18 protein-coding genes and 2 riboswitches are annotated in these 19,496 nt (G+C 46.7%); all 18 genes read right to left on the reverse strand.

Going from position 1 to position 19,496, the window contains the following annotated elements:
• Positions 1-322 precede the first annotated feature (322 nt).
• A riboswitch (SAM riboswitch) is annotated at positions 323-422 on the reverse strand.
• A 53-nt stretch (positions 423-475) separates the two neighbouring features.
• Positions 476-1,654 (reverse strand): mannosyltransferase family protein, encoded by a 1,179-nt coding sequence (locus VN447_RS01020; protein ID WP_325521916.1) that lies wholly within the window; start codon positions 1,652-1,654, stop codon positions 476-478.
• A 121-nt stretch (positions 1,655-1,775) separates the two neighbouring features.
• The gene (locus tag VN447_RS01025) at positions 1,776-2,657 is read right to left on the reverse strand and encodes a substrate-binding domain-containing protein (RefSeq protein WP_325521918.1); all 882 of its coding nucleotides are present in this window, start codon (positions 2,655-2,657) and stop codon (positions 1,776-1,778) included.
• A 73-nt stretch (positions 2,658-2,730) separates the two neighbouring features.
• A riboswitch (molybdenum cofactor riboswitch) is annotated at positions 2,731-2,850 on the reverse strand.
• Between the two features lie 88 nt (positions 2,851-2,938).
• On the reverse strand, positions 2,939-3,559 hold the full coding sequence (locus tag VN447_RS01030; RefSeq protein ID WP_325521920.1) for a histidine phosphatase family protein: 621 nt from the start codon (positions 3,557-3,559) through the stop codon (positions 2,939-2,941).
• Complete coding sequence (locus VN447_RS01035; protein ID WP_325521922.1) at positions 3,556-4,920, reverse strand: DVU_1553 family AMP-dependent CoA ligase; 1,365 nt, start codon at positions 4,918-4,920, stop codon at positions 3,556-3,558. Before VN447_RS01035 ends, VN447_RS01030 begins: the two co-directional genes overlap by 4 nt.
• Positions 4,917-6,308: a radical SAM (seleno)protein TrsS gene (gene trsS / locus VN447_RS01040; protein WP_325521924.1), complete on the reverse strand. Its 1,392-nt coding sequence runs from the start codon at positions 6,306-6,308 to the stop codon at positions 4,917-4,919. Before trsS ends, VN447_RS01035 begins: the two co-directional genes overlap by 4 nt.
• Before the next feature lie 7 nt (positions 6,309-6,315).
• Positions 6,316-6,627: a hypothetical protein gene (locus VN447_RS01045; protein ID WP_325521926.1), complete on the reverse strand. Its 312-nt coding sequence runs from the start codon at positions 6,625-6,627 to the stop codon at positions 6,316-6,318.
• The gene (locus tag VN447_RS01050) at positions 6,614-7,747 is read right to left on the reverse strand and encodes an aminotransferase class V-fold PLP-dependent enzyme (protein WP_325521928.1); all 1,134 of its coding nucleotides are present in this window, start codon (positions 7,745-7,747) and stop codon (positions 6,614-6,616) included. Before VN447_RS01050 ends, VN447_RS01045 begins: the two co-directional genes overlap by 14 nt.
• 13 nt (positions 7,748-7,760) lie before the next feature.
• Positions 7,761-8,885 carry a DVU_1551 family NTP transferase gene (locus VN447_RS01055; RefSeq protein ID WP_325521930.1) on the reverse strand — a complete coding sequence of 375 codons (1,125 nt, stop codon included), beginning with the start codon at positions 8,883-8,885 and terminating at the stop codon, positions 7,761-7,763.
• On the reverse strand, positions 8,864-9,925 hold the full coding sequence (locus VN447_RS01060) for an XdhC family aldehyde oxidoreductase maturation factor (RefSeq protein WP_325521932.1): 1,062 nt from the start codon (positions 9,923-9,925) through the stop codon (positions 8,864-8,866). Before VN447_RS01060 ends, VN447_RS01055 begins: the two co-directional genes overlap by 22 nt.
• 46 nt (positions 9,926-9,971) lie before the next feature.
• A complete protein-coding gene (locus VN447_RS01065; RefSeq protein WP_325521934.1) occupies positions 9,972-10,415 on the reverse strand; it encodes a DVU_1555 family C-GCAxxG-C-C protein in 444 nt (147 codons plus the stop codon).
• A gap of 45 nt (positions 10,416-10,460) precedes the next feature.
• A complete protein-coding gene (locus VN447_RS01070; RefSeq protein WP_325521938.1) occupies positions 10,461-10,772 on the reverse strand; it encodes an XdhC family protein in 312 nt (103 codons plus the stop codon).
• Positions 10,772-11,542 carry an XdhC family protein gene (locus VN447_RS01075; protein WP_325521940.1) on the reverse strand — a complete coding sequence of 257 codons (771 nt, stop codon included), beginning with the start codon at positions 11,540-11,542 and terminating at the stop codon, positions 10,772-10,774. The genes VN447_RS01070 and VN447_RS01075 overlap by 1 nt, the downstream gene beginning before the upstream one ends.
• 40 nt (positions 11,543-11,582) lie before the next feature.
• The gene (locus VN447_RS01080; RefSeq protein WP_325521942.1) at positions 11,583-11,843 is read right to left on the reverse strand and encodes a hypothetical protein; all 261 of its coding nucleotides are present in this window, start codon (positions 11,841-11,843) and stop codon (positions 11,583-11,585) included.
• Between the two features lie 231 nt (positions 11,844-12,074).
• Positions 12,075-12,755 (reverse strand): DVU_1556 family methyltransferase, encoded by a 681-nt coding sequence (gene trsM, locus VN447_RS01085; RefSeq protein WP_325521944.1) that lies wholly within the window; start codon positions 12,753-12,755, stop codon positions 12,075-12,077.
• A complete protein-coding gene (locus VN447_RS01090; RefSeq protein WP_325521946.1) occupies positions 12,752-12,961 on the reverse strand; it encodes a DVU_1557 family redox protein in 210 nt (69 codons plus the stop codon). The genes trsM and VN447_RS01090 overlap by 4 nt, the downstream gene beginning before the upstream one ends.
• A 12-nt stretch (positions 12,962-12,973) precedes the next feature.
• The gene (locus VN447_RS01095; RefSeq protein WP_325521948.1) at positions 12,974-15,304 is read right to left on the reverse strand and encodes a pyridine nucleotide-disulfide oxidoreductase/dicluster-binding protein; all 2,331 of its coding nucleotides are present in this window, start codon (positions 15,302-15,304) and stop codon (positions 12,974-12,976) included.
• Positions 15,305-15,622: 318 nt separating this feature from the next.
• Positions 15,623-18,352 (reverse strand): molybdopterin-dependent aldehyde oxidoreductase, encoded by a 2,730-nt coding sequence (locus VN447_RS01100; protein WP_325521951.1) that lies wholly within the window; start codon positions 18,350-18,352, stop codon positions 15,623-15,625.
• 89 nt (positions 18,353-18,441) lie between these two features.
• Positions 18,442-19,467, reverse strand: coding sequence for a molybdopterin-binding protein (locus VN447_RS01105; RefSeq protein WP_325521953.1), 1,026 nt, complete (start codon positions 19,465-19,467; stop codon positions 18,442-18,444).
• Positions 19,468-19,496 lie beyond the last annotated feature (29 nt).

Genomic DNA, 19,496 nt, shown 5'->3' on the forward strand with positions numbered 1-19,496 from the left:
GAGACAGTAATAAAAGACATACCGCAATTAACTTTTTCAATTGAATCCCCCTACTTATTCTAATTTCGACGTTAGGCATACAGCGCTGGAATAGAATTCATACTGAATCGAACATCCCTTCGCTGCTGATATGTAATCTAAGCCTTTCAAGCTATTGACTGGTGAGTGGCCGGGAAGGCTTGGAACTACCCGAAACGAGAGCAGAAACCCCCTGTTGTTCAGCCGTGCCAGAGCGTATACATCCACTCTGCTGCTTAGCCTTTGCCGGAGCATATAAAAAGCCCCTCTCAATGAGAAGGGCAAAACACGTATACGTATTCTCCTCTCATCTTCCAGGATTATCCTGCTGGATTTAGCACCACTGCATTTCTGCCAGTTGCCGGGTGTCATCGGGCCAGTCCCTCGACCACTCTAGATAAGAGCTCTATTAAATTGTGTATAATCTTAGCATAAAAAAATAATGAATGTCAATACATCAGCCAAGCCAGCACCAGTTAATAAATAGCGCTGTACTCAACAGTAACCCCACGGCATTCACACAGATCAAGCAATAAAATACTACTTTAGGAAGTCTGGCAAAAAATAAATAAAGTGGGAATACGACAAGAACAAACCGGGCCATGCTATACAGCGGGTAAATCGGCGAGGTCGAAAACAACGGAACCAAAAACCATAGCCAGCCAATCAGCACATACGGCCAGGGAATTCTATATTTGGGTACAGTCGATACGAAGACTAATGCGATAAAGGCCATCGCAGCAAGTAAAATATCTAAATAAATACCGATTTCAACAATAGGAACACCGGAGTATATTAGGCAAATGTCGTTCCAAATATTATCCCAAGGGAGACCAAACCGCCTTCCCCATGATTGCTGTGAGTTAATGAAGGCTAAAGGATCTCCAAACATGCTATTGTTATAAGCGCAAAAAGCACCTAACGCCAATACCGGAAAAAACAGTGAAAGCATCGATAGTTTTAGTTTACGCTTTTTAAAGTAGTGTCTGACAAACTCACACAATAAAACAACTGTCAGCAATATTCCCAAATTCCGCGTCAGCGCCGCCAGTGCTGCAAATAATCCAGCCCACCACCAGCTTTTAGTCCGGACACAGTAAATACAGGCGAATGAAAAAACGATAAAAACCGGTTCGGTATATACACTGTTTAAGAAAAAAGATGTTGGTAGTGTTGCATAGGCGAACAGTGCCCGCTGAGTTTCAGATTCAGGAAAGTCCAACAAAAATGTTTTAGCCATTACATAATAACTAATTAGGGTAAATAGATTACAAACCACAAAGCCTGCAGTCACATAGCCTAAGCCAATACCGGCCAATGCCTTGATTAGCAGAATGGTAAGGGGGAAAAAAACTACACTTTGAATATCATAACCATGCTCAGCAATATAGGTATACCAGTGAGCATCCCACTTAATAAACTTCTCTACTATAGGCGGCGTTCCCCCTGCACTAGGATTGAGAAATCCGGCTACTTCCCGGCTGGGTAGTGCATCAATTAAAAACAGCGCAGCAACTACCAGCAGGGTATGGAAACAAAAGGTTATCGCAACCATTTTTAGGGCAGTTACATCTCTGATAACGTTAGTGCCAACTACTCTGGAAACAAAATTAGCTAGCATATTCCCGTTTGGCAAGCCAGTCGGTACCTCCAGTTATTGAAATAACTTACCATAATAGAATGGCTTTCTGTGATTTATATATACGTCGAAGATTAAAAACCGGCGCTGCAGCCTATCAATAGTATTTATGTTGCTTCTAGGATTTGAGATTTTTCCCTGCCGGTGAGTTAGGGAAAAATAACGGTTCACCGTATTTGTCTTTGCCAAAGTCGCGAATCACTTTCTGCCCCTCTTCTGAGGTCAGCCATTCCACAAACTTCATGGCCTCGGCATTCTTTACACTGGGGAATTTATTGTGATTAACGGGTATAACCGAAATGAAATTCAGCATAGAATCATCTTTTTCAACCAGAACCTGAATTTTGATTTCCTTTTTCATCGTAATATATGTGGCCCTGTCCATAATGGTATAGCCATTTTGCTCATCTACATATTTAAGCGTCTTACTATTACCCTCTGCACCTTTTTCATATACGCGGTACCACTCGCCTTTAGGCTGAAGCCCGGCCAGCTTCCATAGCTCCATTTCTTTTATATGGGTACCCGATTTGTCACCGCGAGATATAAACAGACTCTTAGTATCCATTATTTTTTTCAATGCAGTAGAGATGCTCTTTTCGCCTTTGACTTTGGCCGGATCATCCGCGGAGCCGACAAGGACAAAATCATTGTACATGACATCATAGCGTTTGAGGCCGAAGCCATCGGCAACAAATTTTTCCTCCAGCGCTTTAGCGTGAACCAGAACAACATCAAATTGACCGCCCTCTGCCATTTTGAGAGTAGCCCCCGTACCTGCCCCTACATGCCGAACCACAATGCCGGTTTTCTTCTGGAACTCGGTCTCCAAAGCATCTACAATGCCTGCATCGATAGGTCCGATTGTACTCGAAAGTAGGATTTGTTTATAACCTGAATCTCCCTTCTGGGTTGCTGGTTGCCCTGTCCCGCATGCTGTAAGTGCTAAGAGCATGATTAGCAGGATACCTACAAGAAAAAATTTATTTCGCCAAATCATTTGACACACCCCTTTATAAATGAAAGTAAAAAAACCAGAGTACCAGGAAAATGTGGTACTCTGGCATGACCGAGCAAGCCAGTTTCTCACTCCTTTCCTCAATGGGAGGCTTGCCAGTTTCCCGGTAAACCCTACAGCCCTGGAAATCATAGTTCATAACATTAGATGACCAAGGTCGGAGCATATTCATCTTTTAAAGCATTAAAAATGGATTTATGCATATTTCTACATAAACCCATTATATCCTTTATTTACCTGCCTATTTTTCTTTATATAATGTACTATTCTCCCTCGTGACTACACGCAGGAGCATTTAGAACCTTGACACAATATTGCCCCCGGCTTTGCGTCAGCATGTTCATACAGCCATAGTCCTGCCCAATGCGGAAAATGTTGGCGATAGGCATTTCTAAAATAGAGCAGAGCAACAGACGGTTGATTCCCGCATGACCTACTATGAGAACATTCCCTTCATTGGATGCCGCAATATCAGCAAATGCTGTGATAACTCTAGCCTGGCCTTCACTAAAACTTTCCCCGCCTGGCACGCGATAGTCCGCTATATTCTGCCCGCGTCTAGAATACTCTTCCGGATAGTTTTGCTCAATCTCCCGAAAAGATTTCCCCTCCCACTCGCCCATAGAAATTTCCCGAATATCCGGCCTGATTATGGGCTGCTTGTTTACGCTCCGGGAAATAATCCTGGCAGTTAAAACTGACCGTGACAGATCGCTGCAAAAGATACTTACAATGTTTTTTCTGCTTAACACATTCCCCAACACTTGTGCCTGACGAATCCCTTCATCTGACAAAGGGACATCAATATGACCTATATACCGGCGGTCATGGCCATCGACTGTGATTTTTCCATGACGAATTATATATATAATCCTGCCTTTCATATCGTGTCACCGCTTCCAACCGTAGACTCACGCCTACCGGAAATGTTGATTATTCTTTTACCAGGATCAATTACAAAACCGTCTTCATAGCTTACTACCGCTGCCGCTAGTATTACTTGTCCAGTCGTTTCGGCCGCCCGAATACTGGATATTTGCCGCAAAGCGCTAAGAATAACGGATTTCTCAGGTACCGGCCCCAGTACATAAGCGATTACCTGCAACCTGATTAGAGAGTCAATATAGCTAATTGCAGCACTGAAGTTAATAATGCCAGTCACCGGGAAAAGCACTTCATCAAGCTCAGCTATTGTCAGCCACTTACCGTCTCCCAGGCATACCCTTCCCGTTATCCTGCTCTGTACACGTTCCAGACGACGCAGCCTACTGCCGCACAGGCATTGACCAGGAATGACTCGTGAAATATCACCTGTCCGGTAGCGGATAAGTGGCATTCCCCGTCGTGTTAGAGTAGTAAAAACCACCTCACCATACTCGCCCTCAGGGAGTGGTTGTGCCGAAACCGGGTCAATGATTTCAATATATAGATCGGCTTCCCGCATGTGATAGCCATTATGAGCCGCGCATTCGAGCCCGCCCCCGAGTCCCATCTCGGTCATTCCATAATGCTCAAATACTTCACAATTCCAGATCCGCTTCAATTCTCGTACAATCGCCACAGGAATATAGTCAGTACTCACCAACGCACAGCTTGGCGCCCATGTACTTTTTCCCCATTGTTCCCAATAACGGGCCATCGCCAGAATTTGGACAGGTACACCAACAAGGCAGGTTGCCTGTTCCTTGCACATCTTAGTAACTGCATCTGGTATATTTCTGACAAGCCCATAATGAGCAGGCAGCACCCCGCTGCGCAATAGGCCTTTGCCCAAAAGATCACCTACACTGCCTGGACGCTCTCCGGGCAGCAGGATCAAGACCCGATCTCCTGGGCCTACTAAGGTTGACATACCACACCGGAAAAAATCTATTGTCAACTCCTGATCAGTAGCAGTGAAATAAAGGCGCTTGGGATTTCCGGTAGTACCTGAAGTGGCAAGTGTCACCACCCGGTTGATTTCACCCTGGGAAACACATACCATCTGCAAGCCGTATTCACCCACGTCAGCAGGTGTCATCAAGGGATAACTGGCAAGTTCCTCCAACCGTGAGAGACTATGTGGTACCCCACCAGCCCAATGACGTTGGTAAAAAGGGCTGAAACTTCGTGCGCATGCTATTGTTTCATTGAGCCGGGCCAACTGATAGCGGCTGAGTTCCTCCCTTGTCACGAAGTCACCGGAGGTTTCTGTCTTTTTTACTATCCAAGCATCTAACGGCGTTATTGGCATACCAACAGTCATAATCTCCCCCGATAGAGCGACCGTCCTTGCCGGTCAGTCAGGTTATAGGCGCAAAAAGGAATCAACCGGTTATCTGGCCCGACAACATGAATAAAGCACTGCTTTAACCGGTCCAGATCCAAGGTCCAGGCATCCTGAAACGCCATTCCTGAAACAGCAAGCGTATGGGTGCTTACTCGTTCCAAAAACTCATCCAGGCTAGTTAGGTCACCAGCAGCCTTCCCTGAGTTACTTTGTTCCTTGTTGATAAATTCTGTTCTTTTGGCAGCCGACCATTGCCTGGCAACGAACTGCCGGGCCCGTTTGGAGCCTTGGGTTGAGCGCGCCTGGCAGCAACCAGTATTACTTGTTTCCTGCAATAAGGGTTTCAAAGACCCATCAGGCATCAGAACAAAGTTTCCATGAAAAGAGCAATGGGCGTGTTCACCGCCTGGGGGCCGGAAATGCCCGGTTTTTATTTGACCGCCGGTCTGCTTCTCAATCTCCCTGATAAGTTGGGGAATGGTCATACGATCAGCATCCTGAGGATCTTCCGGACATCTCCCAAAGTAGCTTACCGGCTGAAAATGGACTCCCCTTACTACCGGCATCCTGCTGACGGCAAATTGCAGGATATCGCCAATCTGTTCATCATTTACACCCGGTACCAAAGTAGGCACAAGCACAACCCCAATATCATGGGCAGCACAAACATCGATCACTTGCTTCTTGATGTCGAGCAGCGGCCTGCCACGCAACTCAGTGTAGACGCTGTCGCTCATCCCATCAAACTGCAGAAAAACACAATTTAAACCTGCTGCTTTCAACTTACCGGCATACCGGTCATCAGTTGCTAACCGCAGGCCATTGGTATTGACCTGAAAAAAATCAAATCCTAATTTTTTCCCCAGTGCAATAATCTCCGGCAAATCATCCCGAACAGTAGGCTCGCCGCCTGACAACTGGATATTATACGGGCCGCCGCTATTCATGAGCATCCGGTACCACCCCTCAATGACCAGCAGATCTGGTTCTACTCTGCCATCTGGTGTGGCTGCAGCAAAACAAACAGGGCAGTGCAGGTTGCATTTGTTGGTCACTTCCAGCAGCACACAACAAGTCTGTTGACGATGCTCCGGGCATAAGCCGCAGTCAAACGGACAGCCGCTACTGCCTGGTGTTAAGTCTGTCGCTGGCAAAGCTGGGTTTTGAGAGTTATTCCAGTTTAGATAGGCGGGCTCCCCCTGCCACACGCACACTTGATACTCGCCATGCTCAGGACAACTTTTTTTTAAGAATACACTGTCACCCCGTGCCACTCGCGTGGCCGGAATACGCCGTAAGCATTCGGGGCAGACACTTTGTGTTTCGGAAAGTACAATTTCTTCTTGTTCACAGACGCCATCCATGTGTAAATTATCTCTCCCTCCCAAAACGCTGGTTTATCAGTTCTGCCAAGAATATCTCAAATCGATCTTTGCTGCCCTCCCAATCACCCTGCGGAAAGCTAACCTTAATCACCGAATCAGCAATTACCCCTTTTATCGCTGTACCATCAGCAAGGATTGCCTGAAAGAAGGGGCGTGGAAAATTTCGATGATATTTGATCGAACCTGATGCGCTCAGACACTCGATAAACCCCTCATCAGCTTTAATCGCCAGGCGGTATTCATAAATGTTGGACCCGCCGAAGCAGTTCTCAGCCTTCTTCCATTCATACTGTTTCATGCAGCATCTCACCTATGGCTTGCAGGCTGTAATCAATTTCTTGCTCTGTAGTAAAACGCGACAAACTAAAACGTATCGTTCCAGCAGGGGCCGTACCCAGGCAGGAGTGAATCCGGGGGGCACAGTGAAGCCCGGTGCGGCAGACTATGCCGAAACTCTTGTGCAACACATCACCGACATCCTCTACCTCCCAGTTTGGCAGTGTGAAAGAAATAACAGGCGTCCTTGGCGGTTCTACATAAATGACATTGGCTCCCGCTGCAGCCAGTCCTCTAGCCAACCGCTCAGTCTTGCCCAGTAGACTGTCAGTATCAAGAACACAAATTGTTCCCCAGGCCACAGCTGCCGCCAAACCGGCAAATGCCGGATCATTGGGTGTACCGGCTTCAAAACGGACAGGCATGACCGCAGGCATCTCTTCAAGGTCACTTTGAATCCCTGTTCCGCCCACCCACACAGGCTCTAGATCTGATGAGGGTGCGATGTATAGTCCGCCCGTGCCAGCCGGGCCTAACAGATACTTATGCCCGGTAAAAGCTACCATATCAATCCCCCATACTTCAGGCAGGACAGGCACAATCCCCAGACTTTGTGACGCATCCAGCAGGGTTACTGCGCCCGCCTGTTTGGCCAGCCTGCCAAGCAGCGCCGCATCATTAACCGCCCCGGTAACATTAGACGCATGCGTAAAGACAGCCAGTTGCGGCTTAACCCTCTGCACAGCATTTTCCCACGCCTCAGGGTTAATCCGCCCCATTTTATCCACAGGAATAAAGTGAACGTTTATTCCCTTGGTCTTAGACAGATAGTACAGGGGACGCAGGACAGAGTTGTGCTCGGCAGCCGTAGTCACCACTGCTGCACCAGGCTGCCACCGCATTCCTTGCAGCGCGATATTTAGCGCATGGGTAGCATTGGGACTAAAAACAATACGGTCAGGTTCGTTTACTTGAAGCAAACTAGCCAATAAACTACGGCACTCTCCCGGAACATCCGGTCCACTAAAGCCTGCACGTCCGGCGTGGTATGGCAGTCTGTCTATACACGCAGCTACCTTTTCTTCTACCTGTGGCGCCTTTGGCCATGAAGTTGCAGCATTATTTAAGTAAACAGGCTTCATCGACCTCTCCCCCCTATTGTAATACCAATTCGTCGAAACTGCTGATCCCCAAAAGACTCAGCATTCGGTTCCTAATTGCTTCTGCTGTCCGCATTCTTCGTGCAATCGAATCCATTATCTCAGGGCTTCCCGAAAACTTTTCTAATGCCGGACTAAAACGCTCAACAAGAGATACTAATCTGTCACCCTGAACTAACTTGTCAGCAAGGAAGACAATAGCAGCCTCGTCAATTACATAATCTGCCGCCAACTCCATATCCATGTGAGAGGCAACGATACCGGAAAGGGTAGGAAATCCCATACTCTTGACCATCCGCTCGCCCCGTTTGGGGTGATTGGGCTTACCCTTAGCCAAATCATGGACAAGCCCTCCGGCGACAACCAAATCAACATCGAGATTCAAACCTCCTCTATTGAGTAAACCGGCCATACTGCGGCCCACAGCAGCAACAGCCTGCCCATGCCGCATTACTTTACCGTCAACCTGATGCTGACTAAGCATGGCAAGACATTCGGCATAAGTCGGAATCTCCCGCCGTGCATGAAACTCAATTAGTTTCTCGTAGTCCTCAATAGAGTCAATGTCAAGCAGAACCCCCTGATCTGCCAGTTCAACTTCTGCGGTATCAGTGGTGAACCGGGCGAGAATATCCCGCAGCCCGCCAGCCCCATCACTGCTGAGGATACTTTCAAAACACCCGGCACTGATAAGCGGCGGATGGCCCCTGTGGCCGTTAAAAACGGGATAAACCACAGTTGCACCGGTCTTGCGGTACGCCTGCACCATATCCTTAATACTACGTCGTCTTATAAGCGGAGTATCGCCAGGCAGCAGAAAGAATGCCTCTGCTTCGCCAGCTAGGGTTTTAAGACCGGCAATAATAGAAGAAAACATGCCTTCCGCATACCTTGGGTTCTCAATAATACGGACATTCAACCGTTTTAACACAGGACGAAGCTCTTCCGCTCGGTGACCGACCACCACCCTTACATCAGTTACTCCTCCATGATGCAAACTATTTACTGCTGTTTCGATCACCGTTTTACCGCCTAATGGCAACAGCGGCTTGAAGGCTCCCATTCGTGACGAATATCCTGCAGCAACAATTAACCCTGCTATCTTTCTACTGTTACACATCTTTCCCGCTCCACTCTGGCTTTAATTAGCTCAGCCACAATGCTTACTGCAATTTCTTCCGGTGTCTCAGCATAAATGTCGATACCGATAGGCGAATATACCCGCTTTAGGTCCTCCTTGCTGAATCCCTGGGCCTCTAGCGCCTGGAACAGTTTATCCCGTTTCTTTTTGCTGCCGATCATACCAATGTATCCGGCAGTTGTCCGGAGAGCCTGTTCCAGCACAATGCTGTCATGAAGATGTCCTCTTGTAACAATGACAAGATAACTGTCTTTATTGATAACCAGTTCCGGGAGAGGCTTAAAGGTATCGATAACAACAATTTCCGCCTTAGGAAACCGCTCCTTGTTGGCAAACGTCGAACGATCATCCAAAACTATTGTATTAAAACCCACCATATCCGTAAGTCGCGCAATTTGTTGCGAAACATGGCCTGCGCCGAACAAGTATACTACACCTGTGGTTCTGATAGGTTCCACGATAAAGCGACGACCATCCTTAATGTCAGCATGGATAGAAATCTTAGCCGGACCGGATGACAGCTTAGCCATAAACTCTGGCTCACATTGAAAACTGCCGATTACCGTTCCATCGTGTTCAACCAGACATTGCTGCCGTATTTTTCCGTCCGCCGGTTCTTCTGCTAATTCGGTTATTAGCCAAGCCTTTTGTGCTTTATCCATATTTGAGACAATTGCTTCAAACACTTTATGGTTTTCAGCATTGCCAGCATCGATATAATCCAAGAGGATTTCGCCCGCCCCGCCGCAAATCATTCCAACCCCGGCAGCGTCTGTCCCGGTCAAGTCGAAGGCCTGTATTACAGATCGCCGGCATTCCATAACTTTTTTCGCTAGCACGATAGTTTCAGCTTCCAAGCGTCCTCCGCCAACCGTTCCAATTATGGAACCATCAGCCCGTACGACCATCTTCGCTCCTGCCGAACGCGGGGCCGACCCCGCACTCTGAAAGATGGTAGCCAATACAATGCTCTCGCCGCAAGAAAGTAGGTCAACTACGTTTTGATAGAACCTTTTCAAGTACATCCTCCCCTCCTCTACTTGCCAACGTTTGAAGTATGCCTAATCAGAATTGGCCAGAGACGTCGTACCCATTGGCAGATAGAATTTCCTCAACTTTTTCAAGTGTCTTATGGACAAGCTGCGGACACCTCGCCATCCGGTTCATCGGATTATTCTCCAAAATATTGTCGCAGGCGATTCCTCCATACTGGGAGACAGCCTCTTCTTCAAACCATCCGACAAGTTCCCGTACCATGTCATTAAGGCGGCTGTCCTCCATTTCTTCGGCCGTCCCCTTGCCGGCATAGAGCCCGATAAGACATACTCCACCGGTTAAAGCACCACAGGTTTTACCAGAGAAGCCCATTCCCCCGACCAGACCAGACATGGCCCGCACTACATCAGGATTCTCTTTACCTTGAGCCTCCAGCCCGATAATAAGCAGTATCTGGCTGCAATAAAAGCCTGCTTGTGATAGCTCTACCATCTTAAAAAACGTGTCTGTCATACTCTCCCGCCTTTCCAATTAAACCACGGAGCAGCAAATCTCAAATTAAATGATCTGGATAAATACCTCCATGACACCCCCACAGACCATTCCTTCATCGGCAGCCACTTCGTTCAGCATCGTCACTGTGTATAACCTGGACCGGTTTTCATCAAGTGCCGTTAAAGCCTGACGTCTAACTTCCGCTTCACCGCAACCGCCCCCAATTGTCCCGAAAGATTTGCCATCAGGTAAAATCAGCATTTTGCTACCTGCCTTACGGGGCGTCGAGCCGCGTGTTTCAACAATAGTAACCAGAACAGCTTTTTCTTCATTTTTTTGTATTTCGCAAATGGTGTTTACCATTGTCCGGTCCATCAGAATACCTCCTTATGGCCACTCAATGGGCAATCGGAACCATCCCGAAAAACCGAAACCACTTCAGCTGCAATACTCACTGCTATCTCAGCAGGCGTTTCGGCTTTGATGTCTAACCCAATGGGAGCTCTAAGCCGCCTTGCAAGCCCCTCCGGCGCACCTTCATCCTGTAGGAGATTTACAATCTCTCTAATCCGCCGTCTACTCCCAATCATCCCCAGATACCGGGCATTGCTCCGCATGGTAGCACGCAAACAATCCATGTCATACCTGTGCCCCCGGGTTACAATAACGATGGCAGTATCATTGTCTACAGTCAGGTCTTTCAAAACCAGCTGAAAACTATTGCAAATTACTCTGTGTGCTCCGGGAAATCTGGCCTGATTGGCGAATTCGGGACGATCGTCAATAACCGTCACTTCAAAATCTAATAATGATAACATTTGCACCAGAGGCTGGCTAATATGTCCGCCGCCAAACACTATAGCGCGAAATTTATTCACAATTCTATCCCAAAAAAACCGGTACTTGCCGCCGGCCTGATCTTCAATCCAAATTGTCAGTGGTTTAACCCATACTGTTGTCCGTACTATATCCAGTATTTTCTCACTAACAAATTCATCGAACTGGCAGCCATCCAGCCTTCCATTCGTATGAATAAGCAGCATTTGCCCAATGTGGTTAAGGTTATCCGGAGTACTGTCAATAACAGTCAATATATCCACTGTACCTCCGCTATCCATAACCGGCAACAGATTATTAAATATCATTCTAGCTCCCCCTCATAACAAATTGTAAATACACAAGAATTTATTTGTCACTACAACGGGGAGAGTCCGGTCCCTTACCAAGCAGCTCATTTATTTTTGCGAGGGCGGCCTCGGACAAGAAGTTAATCTGTGATGGACTACCGTCTATTGTTTCGCCAGACAATACTATCCCATTATCAGTTTCCAAATAATTTACCGGCAGGTTTCGTCTAAACATTTTTCCAGTGTTTTTGTCGATGACTTCAACAATAATTGAATCTGCTTCAATTTTGTCAAGAAAATCAGTTTCTTTCTTCATCATATCAACCTCTAAATACAAAAATAATTACTGCTCTTTATACCATTATTTTTTTGATGAAAGTATCAAACGTGAACCCATCTTGCATTTTGGACAAGCCCGACCATCATTGGTATCCTCACAATTCTTGCAATATATAGTAAAGCACCTACAACACTGATACAGTGGGTCTTCAGTCATTTCACCAGCGCAGCGTGGACATGTCTTTTTCTCCAATGCAATTCATCCTTTCGTTTAGGTCTTTTCGGCAACAAGCAGAAAATAGCCTAGCTTGGTCGTTTTTGGTGATGGCTCACATATTTGTCTGTCATTACTCCTTGTAGATAAACATTGCCAAAGTTTTTCAGCTGAACCATGTTCCATAATAAAGCGAGCAACAAACTCCCGCAAAAAAGCAGATTGGTCTTCCCATACAATGATATTAAAACCGTTCTCCTCTAACATCTTTGTCAATTCACCATAAGTCAGATAACCGGATATACAGCCCGAACCCTGCATATTGCAGGGTGGTGAGGTACCGTCCGTGTTACGGACATAAATATCAGTTAATGCCAGTTTCCCCGCAGGAATAACTACACGGCTAAATTCGGCTAAAGCCTTACCGGTATCCTGCATAACCGACAGACTACATTCAGCCAAAACTCCGTCTACTGAAGCGGCGGTAAATGGCAAATCTTCACCCGCCGCCTGAATCAATTCCAAACCGGCTGAACGTTCCCTTCCTTGCCTGAGTCGTTCCTCCGACAAATCAACACCTACTACATTTAACCCATGGGCATCGCGCAAGTATTCCACTGTAATTCCGGTACCACAGCCGACATCTACTATCTTGGCAAGTGGTGGGAAGGCGCAATAATCAAGCAACCGTTTAGTCAGCAACACTCCACCAGGACGTACAACTCCGCCTGTCATCATTTATCCTCTAACGCTGCTTCCACCTGCTGCATTTTACCATTCGCCAGTTCCTCCGGAATGTAAACTAAACCGCACTCAGAACACTTGTAAAGTTCAACTGGAAAGCTGCTGCCAAGGTATGATAAAGTTACCTTACCCAGCGTCAGTTTAATACCGCACTTAACGCAAACAATATTCAATTGTTGCTGAGTTACCTGTTTGCTCATTTGTCTCCCCCGCTATCCGGTAATTTCCAATCTGTGACAATAGGCATTATGGACAACAAATTCGTCTCCTTGTGGCGAATACTCTACCCAATATGTTACGCTGACAGGTTGGAAATACGCAATGTAATGACCGCTCTCATCTTGTTTTAATTTGTTACCGGTGCTTTCGGCGTAGGCAATAACTTTTGTGATGTCATCGACAAGAATCCGCCTGTCATCCATAATACGTCTTATATTTTCCGGAATAATGACTTTGATATTAACTTGTGACTCCTCCACAGCCTCACCCCACACTTCACGCTGCAGCATTGTCTTCAATTTTGCCCGGTTTTCTTGGCGCTGAGAATAGCCTGGCCCTTCTTGGTCTGCTAGATTATCCTCGCCAGATCCAAAGATTAAATCCAACAAATGGTACACGCGCTTGCCCTGACTGGCAAAATTATCACGGCACATTGCACAATAGGCAAGATAGTCTGTTTCGCTTTCCTCAATGCGCCTGTTTATCATTTTATGCGCAACTTCCTTGTTGGCATAAATCATCAAGCCCCCATAGCCGCAACATACCGTACTGTCACGATTAAAAGGCAATTCTTCAATTTCAACGTTCAGCTTGTTTAAAATATTTCGAATACTCTCATGCAGCAGTGCCTCATATCTTGTAGTACAACTGTCATGAATAGCCAATTTTTGTGGAGCAGCTGCCTGCCAAACCCTGTCAGGCAAACCGGTGCGCTCTAATAATGTCCATAAATTCTCCACAGACATATCAGAAATATTATGATTAAACATGCTAAAACATGTCGGACAAGCGGTAATTATCTTAGGACTCCCTAGTTCTTTCCAGTTACATTCCATATTTTTCATTGTTTCCTGAAATAAACCCTCTTGCCCAGCCCAGTTGGCCGGAGCTCCGCAGCACCCCAGCATAAGCCCTACGCCGCCATCAAGCCTTTCATACAGAAATTCATAAATTTTCTTTACATATTGTGGTGAGGATGCAGCAAGCTGACAACCAGGATAGAATACCCATTCACTGGACGCAAACCCAGGCTGATGGCGATTAAGAGCAAAATCATCGCCATTACTGAACTGCATATCCCGCAGTGCAAAATCATGCGCCGAAGGCGGCATTTTACCCTTTTGCACCATCATATTCCTCGCCTCCTGGCAAATCTCGGCCATACTCAAATTCCCAGGACACACATGTTCACAAAGTCCGCATAGGCTACATGAATTTATCAACTTGTTGGCATGGTGAATACCCATTACAATTGACAAATTATTATAGATTTCGCGTACGAACTTCTTGGAATAACCACGGAAATGAGCCAGATATTCACAAGCTTTCGCGCACTCAAGGCACTCACAGGCCAAACAACGGTTAGCTTCCTGTAAAGTCTCTTCTTTAGTATAGCGGTTAAAAGAGTCTGCAGCTTTTACCATAGGCTGTGGTTTTACACCGGCAATATTGGTATAAAGAGTTGTCTTATATGGTCCTGCCGCTTGTCTATTAGCAGTAAGTGAAACATTTTGCAAATGTCGGTCAATAGAATTTGCGGCAATTTTCCCATCAGAAATCGATAAGATTGGCGATCTACCTTCACAGCCCAAATGTAAACTACCACCAGCAAAGACCTTGGGATGACTTGTCGCCAAAGTGAAAGAATCAACTACCAGCTTCTCACTGTCATCTAGTTCAAGCCCAAAGTCCCGGGAATTGGCATTCTTGCAGCCCACGCTCAAATAGACAGCGTCAAAATTCTCGTATAGGCTGACAAATGTCATATTTGCGTCGGTGTTGTTGCCAATTACTGTTTTATAATGTATTTCTAAAGGTAATTTTTCTATAATTAAAAAATCGTTGTGGATCAATTGCCGGGGCAACTGGCTTTCCGGAATATCCCAGATACTTCCCCCTAAACGGTCCGTTGCTTCGAAAATTACCACCTTATACCCTTTGCGGGTAAGCTCTACTGCCGCAGTCAAACCACTCAAGCCAGCTCCCACTATTGCTACCTTTTGACCCTTTAGTGGTGGAATCGCCATTTTGGGTACAGAGGAATTATTGTCAACACATATTTTTTCCATGGCACCTATAAGAATAGGCTCATCAAGCTCGTTTCGTTTGCAACCTTGCCGGCAGGGCTGGTCGCAAATCCTGCTAATAATTCCCGTAAAAGGAACCATTCTGTTAAACAAAGCGAAGCCTGACGCGTAGTCACCCTTACGAACAGCGGCGACCATGCCACGGACATCAACATGGACCGGACACCCGGCAGTACAGCCTGGCGGATTATCTTGGACGCATTTTGCTTCCCGTTCACGCAATAATTTTTGATCCATACTATTCTCTCGTTTCCTTTAATTTTTTATAAAGAGAGACTTAGCTTCAGGTGGAGTTTTAACCCCATCTGAAGTTTAGTCGACCTTATCCAGGGACTTAGCCGCTCGCCTGTGCCCTTTGGGTATAACTCCCGCCTATAGAGGACGGGAGTCTTAGAGCGGGTTAGTCATCGGATAAACAATTAAAGTTTCTCGCATATAGGGGAAACCTAAAACGAACGGAAAACCTGTTTGGCTTCCCAGTTCGTTTTAGGCTGCTTACTTAAAACTCACACATATTGTTGGTTATCGATCAACTATATCCTTCGCAGTGATAAATTATTTTTTTGGCATAGCTGCCAGAATTTTTTCAGGCAGTGCAGGTACTGACAGCACCCGTGCGCCACAAGCATTGTAGATAGCGTTAAGGATAGCAGGATGCGGAGAAGTCAGTGGGCCTTCGCCAATGCCGGAAGCACCATACGGGCCATGCTCACGCGGGGTTTGAACGTAAATGATCTTCATGTTATCAGGAATGTCTTTAATGAATGGCAGACCACAACCAACCAAGCTGGTGTGTTTTTTGAGGTCATCAAAGTCTTCAGTGAGAGCAAGACCGATACCTTGAGCCAGACCGCCATAGACTTGACCATCAGTAGTTTGCTTGTTGGTTATTGTGCCACAATCAATAACAGTGGTGAAATCTACTACTGTTGCTTTACCAGTCTTCATGTCAACTTCAACTTCTGGCATGAAGAGTTCGTATACATAGGCGCAGAATGGATTGCCTTGGCAGGTTTCAGGACTGCAGTCGGTGCACATGGAGGCAGCCCATTTACCTTCGTAATGAACGGGGATGTTCTCAGCTATCATTTCGTCATAAGTACGGAAGGTTCCGTCAGCTTTGCGCATTGCGTTCACAAGCATTTCGCAGCCAACGCGAATGGCGTTACCAGTCATAACGTTTTGACGGCTGCCGCCAGAAGGACCGCTGGCAGGAGTAAAGGCCGTGTCATTCATAACAAGCTTGATTTGTTCTGGCGTGATACCCATCTGACGGAGGGTTTCATGAGCATGGGTCAAAGTAGCAAGATCTGCGCCTTGACCATGGTCTTGCCAGGAGTCACCAACACTTACAGTACCATCTTTATTGAGTTCAACCCAGCACACAGAACCGTCAGGGCCGTCAAGACCGCAGCCATACATGCCGACTGCCAGACCAACGCCGCGTTTCTTTTCAGGGGTTGAGAGTTCTTTACAACGTATTTTGGCTTCTTCATACAACGGCTTGAGTATATCCATCATTTCTTCTAAACAGAATACTTCCGGTACTTGGCCGGTAGGAGTGGTAGCGCCTGGACGGTAAATATTCTTATAGCGAAGGTCGAATGGATCCATGCCGAGTTTTTCGGCTAAAACGTCGATAGCGATTTCAGAAGACAGGAAGGCTTTCGGCGAGCCATAGGCGCGGAAAGCGGAGCCCCAGGCATGGTTTGTGCACACGGTTTGGCCTTTACCACGAATGTTCGGGATATTATAGCCAGCACCAGTGAACTGACCTTGACGTACAGTATTGAGGTCACCGAATTCGCTGTACGGACCATGATCGAGCCACCATGCAGTTTCCATTGCAACTAATTTACCAGTTTTATCGGCAGCAAGTTTGCATTTCACGAGAGCAGGCGAACGCTTGCCGGTGTAAGTAATTTGTTGGTACATATTGAAATCAAGAGCAACAGGTTTGCCGTCGCAGGCCATGCAAGCAACTCCGAGTAAAGCTTCGTTGGTCGGGCTGAACTTGTAGCCGAAAGTAGCGCCGGTCGGGTTAGCAACAAGACGCAGTTTTTCTGGTTCAATACCAAGACCAGGGGCAATCATGGCATGATGCAGGTGAAGGGCGATACTCTTGGAGTGAATAGTCAGGCGACCTTCTTCATCGATGTAGGCGCAACCGGTATCTGGCTCGAGCGGAAGATGCGGCTGACGGCTGCAGTAGGTTTCAGCTTCTGCAGTTACATATTCGGAGCTTTCCATGTACGGCTTGACTTCTTCACCTTTTTTAACACCCTGCTCGTAATAAATATTGGGTGTGCCGGGGTGAATTTCGATAGCATCTGGGGCCATAGCTGCCCAACCGCTCATGTAAGCAGGCAGCACTTCCAGATCTACCTTAACTGCCGCAGCTGCTGCTTTAGCGTGTTCTTCAGTATCAGCAGCAACGATAGCAATAGCGTCGCCAAACTGGAATACTTTCTCATCATTAAGGATCGGACGATCCCAGCCGTCACCTTTATTGCTCGGAAAGGTGATAAGACCTGTAATCCGGTTTTTACCTTTAACGTCTTTATGAGTAATTACTTTGTAAACGCCAGGCATTTTTTCGGCTGCAGAAGTATCAATACCCTTAATATTAGCATGGGAGACTTCAGCTTGAACCAAGGCCAGCCGCAAGGTGCCTTTAGGCATTTGCAGGTTAACATCGGCACCGTAGTCCCAGGTACCGGTAACTTTTTGCAAAGCAGACGGACGATGATATGTAGTTCCATAGATCTTGTTGCCAACAGGCTTAAATAACAGATCTTCTTTACGCATTTCACCGCGAACAACTTTAGCAGCTGCCATAACAGCATCAACTAACGGCTGATAACCGGTACAACGGCAAGCATTACGGTTCTTCTGGAACCATTCTCGAATCTCTTCTCTGGTAGGATTGGGGTTCTCATCAAGCAAAACCTTTGCCGACAGAATAAAGCCAGGGCTGCAGAAACCGCATTGGGCGCAACCGTATGCCATCCAGGCTACTTGCAGCGGATGAAGGTTGTCGGGTGTAGCAAGACCTTCGATGGTGGTAATAACAGCTTGATCAGGCACCCTCTTCATTTTCACAACACAAGACCTTACAACTCTGCCATCCATGATAATAGAGCAAGTACCGCATTGACCTTGATTACAGCCAACCTTACAGCCGGTCAAGAGAAGTTGTTCGCGAAGCACGCTCGCCAGAGTGGCTTCAGTGTTAACAATCAACGTTCTGGGTAGGCCATTGATGTTCAGAATCTTCTTTTGCATCTGTTTTCTTTCTCTCCTTTATGAATGTTCTTATATCTCAGGGGATTGACATGTCCCCGAAATACACGTGTCTTCCTAAAAACATAATATTATACACCTTTTCCAAATCCACATTCTGGATAGCGGCATTCTTCGCATACCAGGCACAACCCGCCATGGCCAAGCCGTATGATATCTTTACGGGACAGTTCCTCGCCGGCCAATATCCGTGGTACAACCAGGTCAAATATAGTGCTCTTGTGATACATTACACAACCAGGCAGACCTAACACCGGAACTTGCCCAAAATAAGCAAGCATAAACATAGCTCCTGGTAAAGTCGGCGCTCCATATGTCACTATCCGGCCGCCAGCTGCCCGGATACCGGAAGGGGTTACGTCGTCAGGATCAACAGACATACCGCCTGTAGTAACAATCAGGTCAGCGCCAGCTGCAAGTAAGCTATGAATTGCTTCAGCAATCATAGAAATATCATCTGGCACAAAGATTTGCTGCAAAACGGAACTGCCTAAGCGTTGAAACTTATCTGTCAGCACAGGTCCGAAACAATCCTGTATCCGGCCGTGGTAAACCTCGCTGCCGGTAGTCACAACCCCCACCTTACATGCGTGTAGTTTTTTGACTTCCACCACCGGATAATAAGCAGCACATATCTGTTCAATTTTTTCGATTTTGTTTGTACCGATGACTAAGGGAATAATTTTGCATCCCGCAACCTTGCGATCAGCGTCTACCATCTGGTTCGAGTGCAAGGTAGCCACTGCAGTCTGATCAATATCGTTGATTCTTTCCAATGCCTCGGTATTTACTTTTAATAAACCGCTTATCCCGGCCTTTATTTCAACTTTGCCCTCGGCGGCCTCTTCCAAAAACAGCCCTGGGCCAGCCACCGCCTTCGCCAATCTTGCCGCAGCTTCATTCTCATGAAGTTTTTGCGCATTTACCTCCCAGACGTAAATATGTTCTTTGCCGATCGTAAGCAACTTTTGAATGTCTTCTCTTCGAATTATATGTCCTTTCTTAAACGCTCTGCCTTTGCACTTGCCAGGAACAATTTCAGTAACATCGTGGCAAAGAACCATACCTTCAGCCTGATACACGGGAACTACTCTCATTAACCACCCTCCTTTCTTAGTACATAACA

Origin of the sequence: Sporomusa sp. (assembly GCF_035561155.1) — a bacterium.
Classification (GTDB): Bacteria; Bacillota; Negativicutes; order Sporomusales; family Sporomusaceae; genus Sporomusa.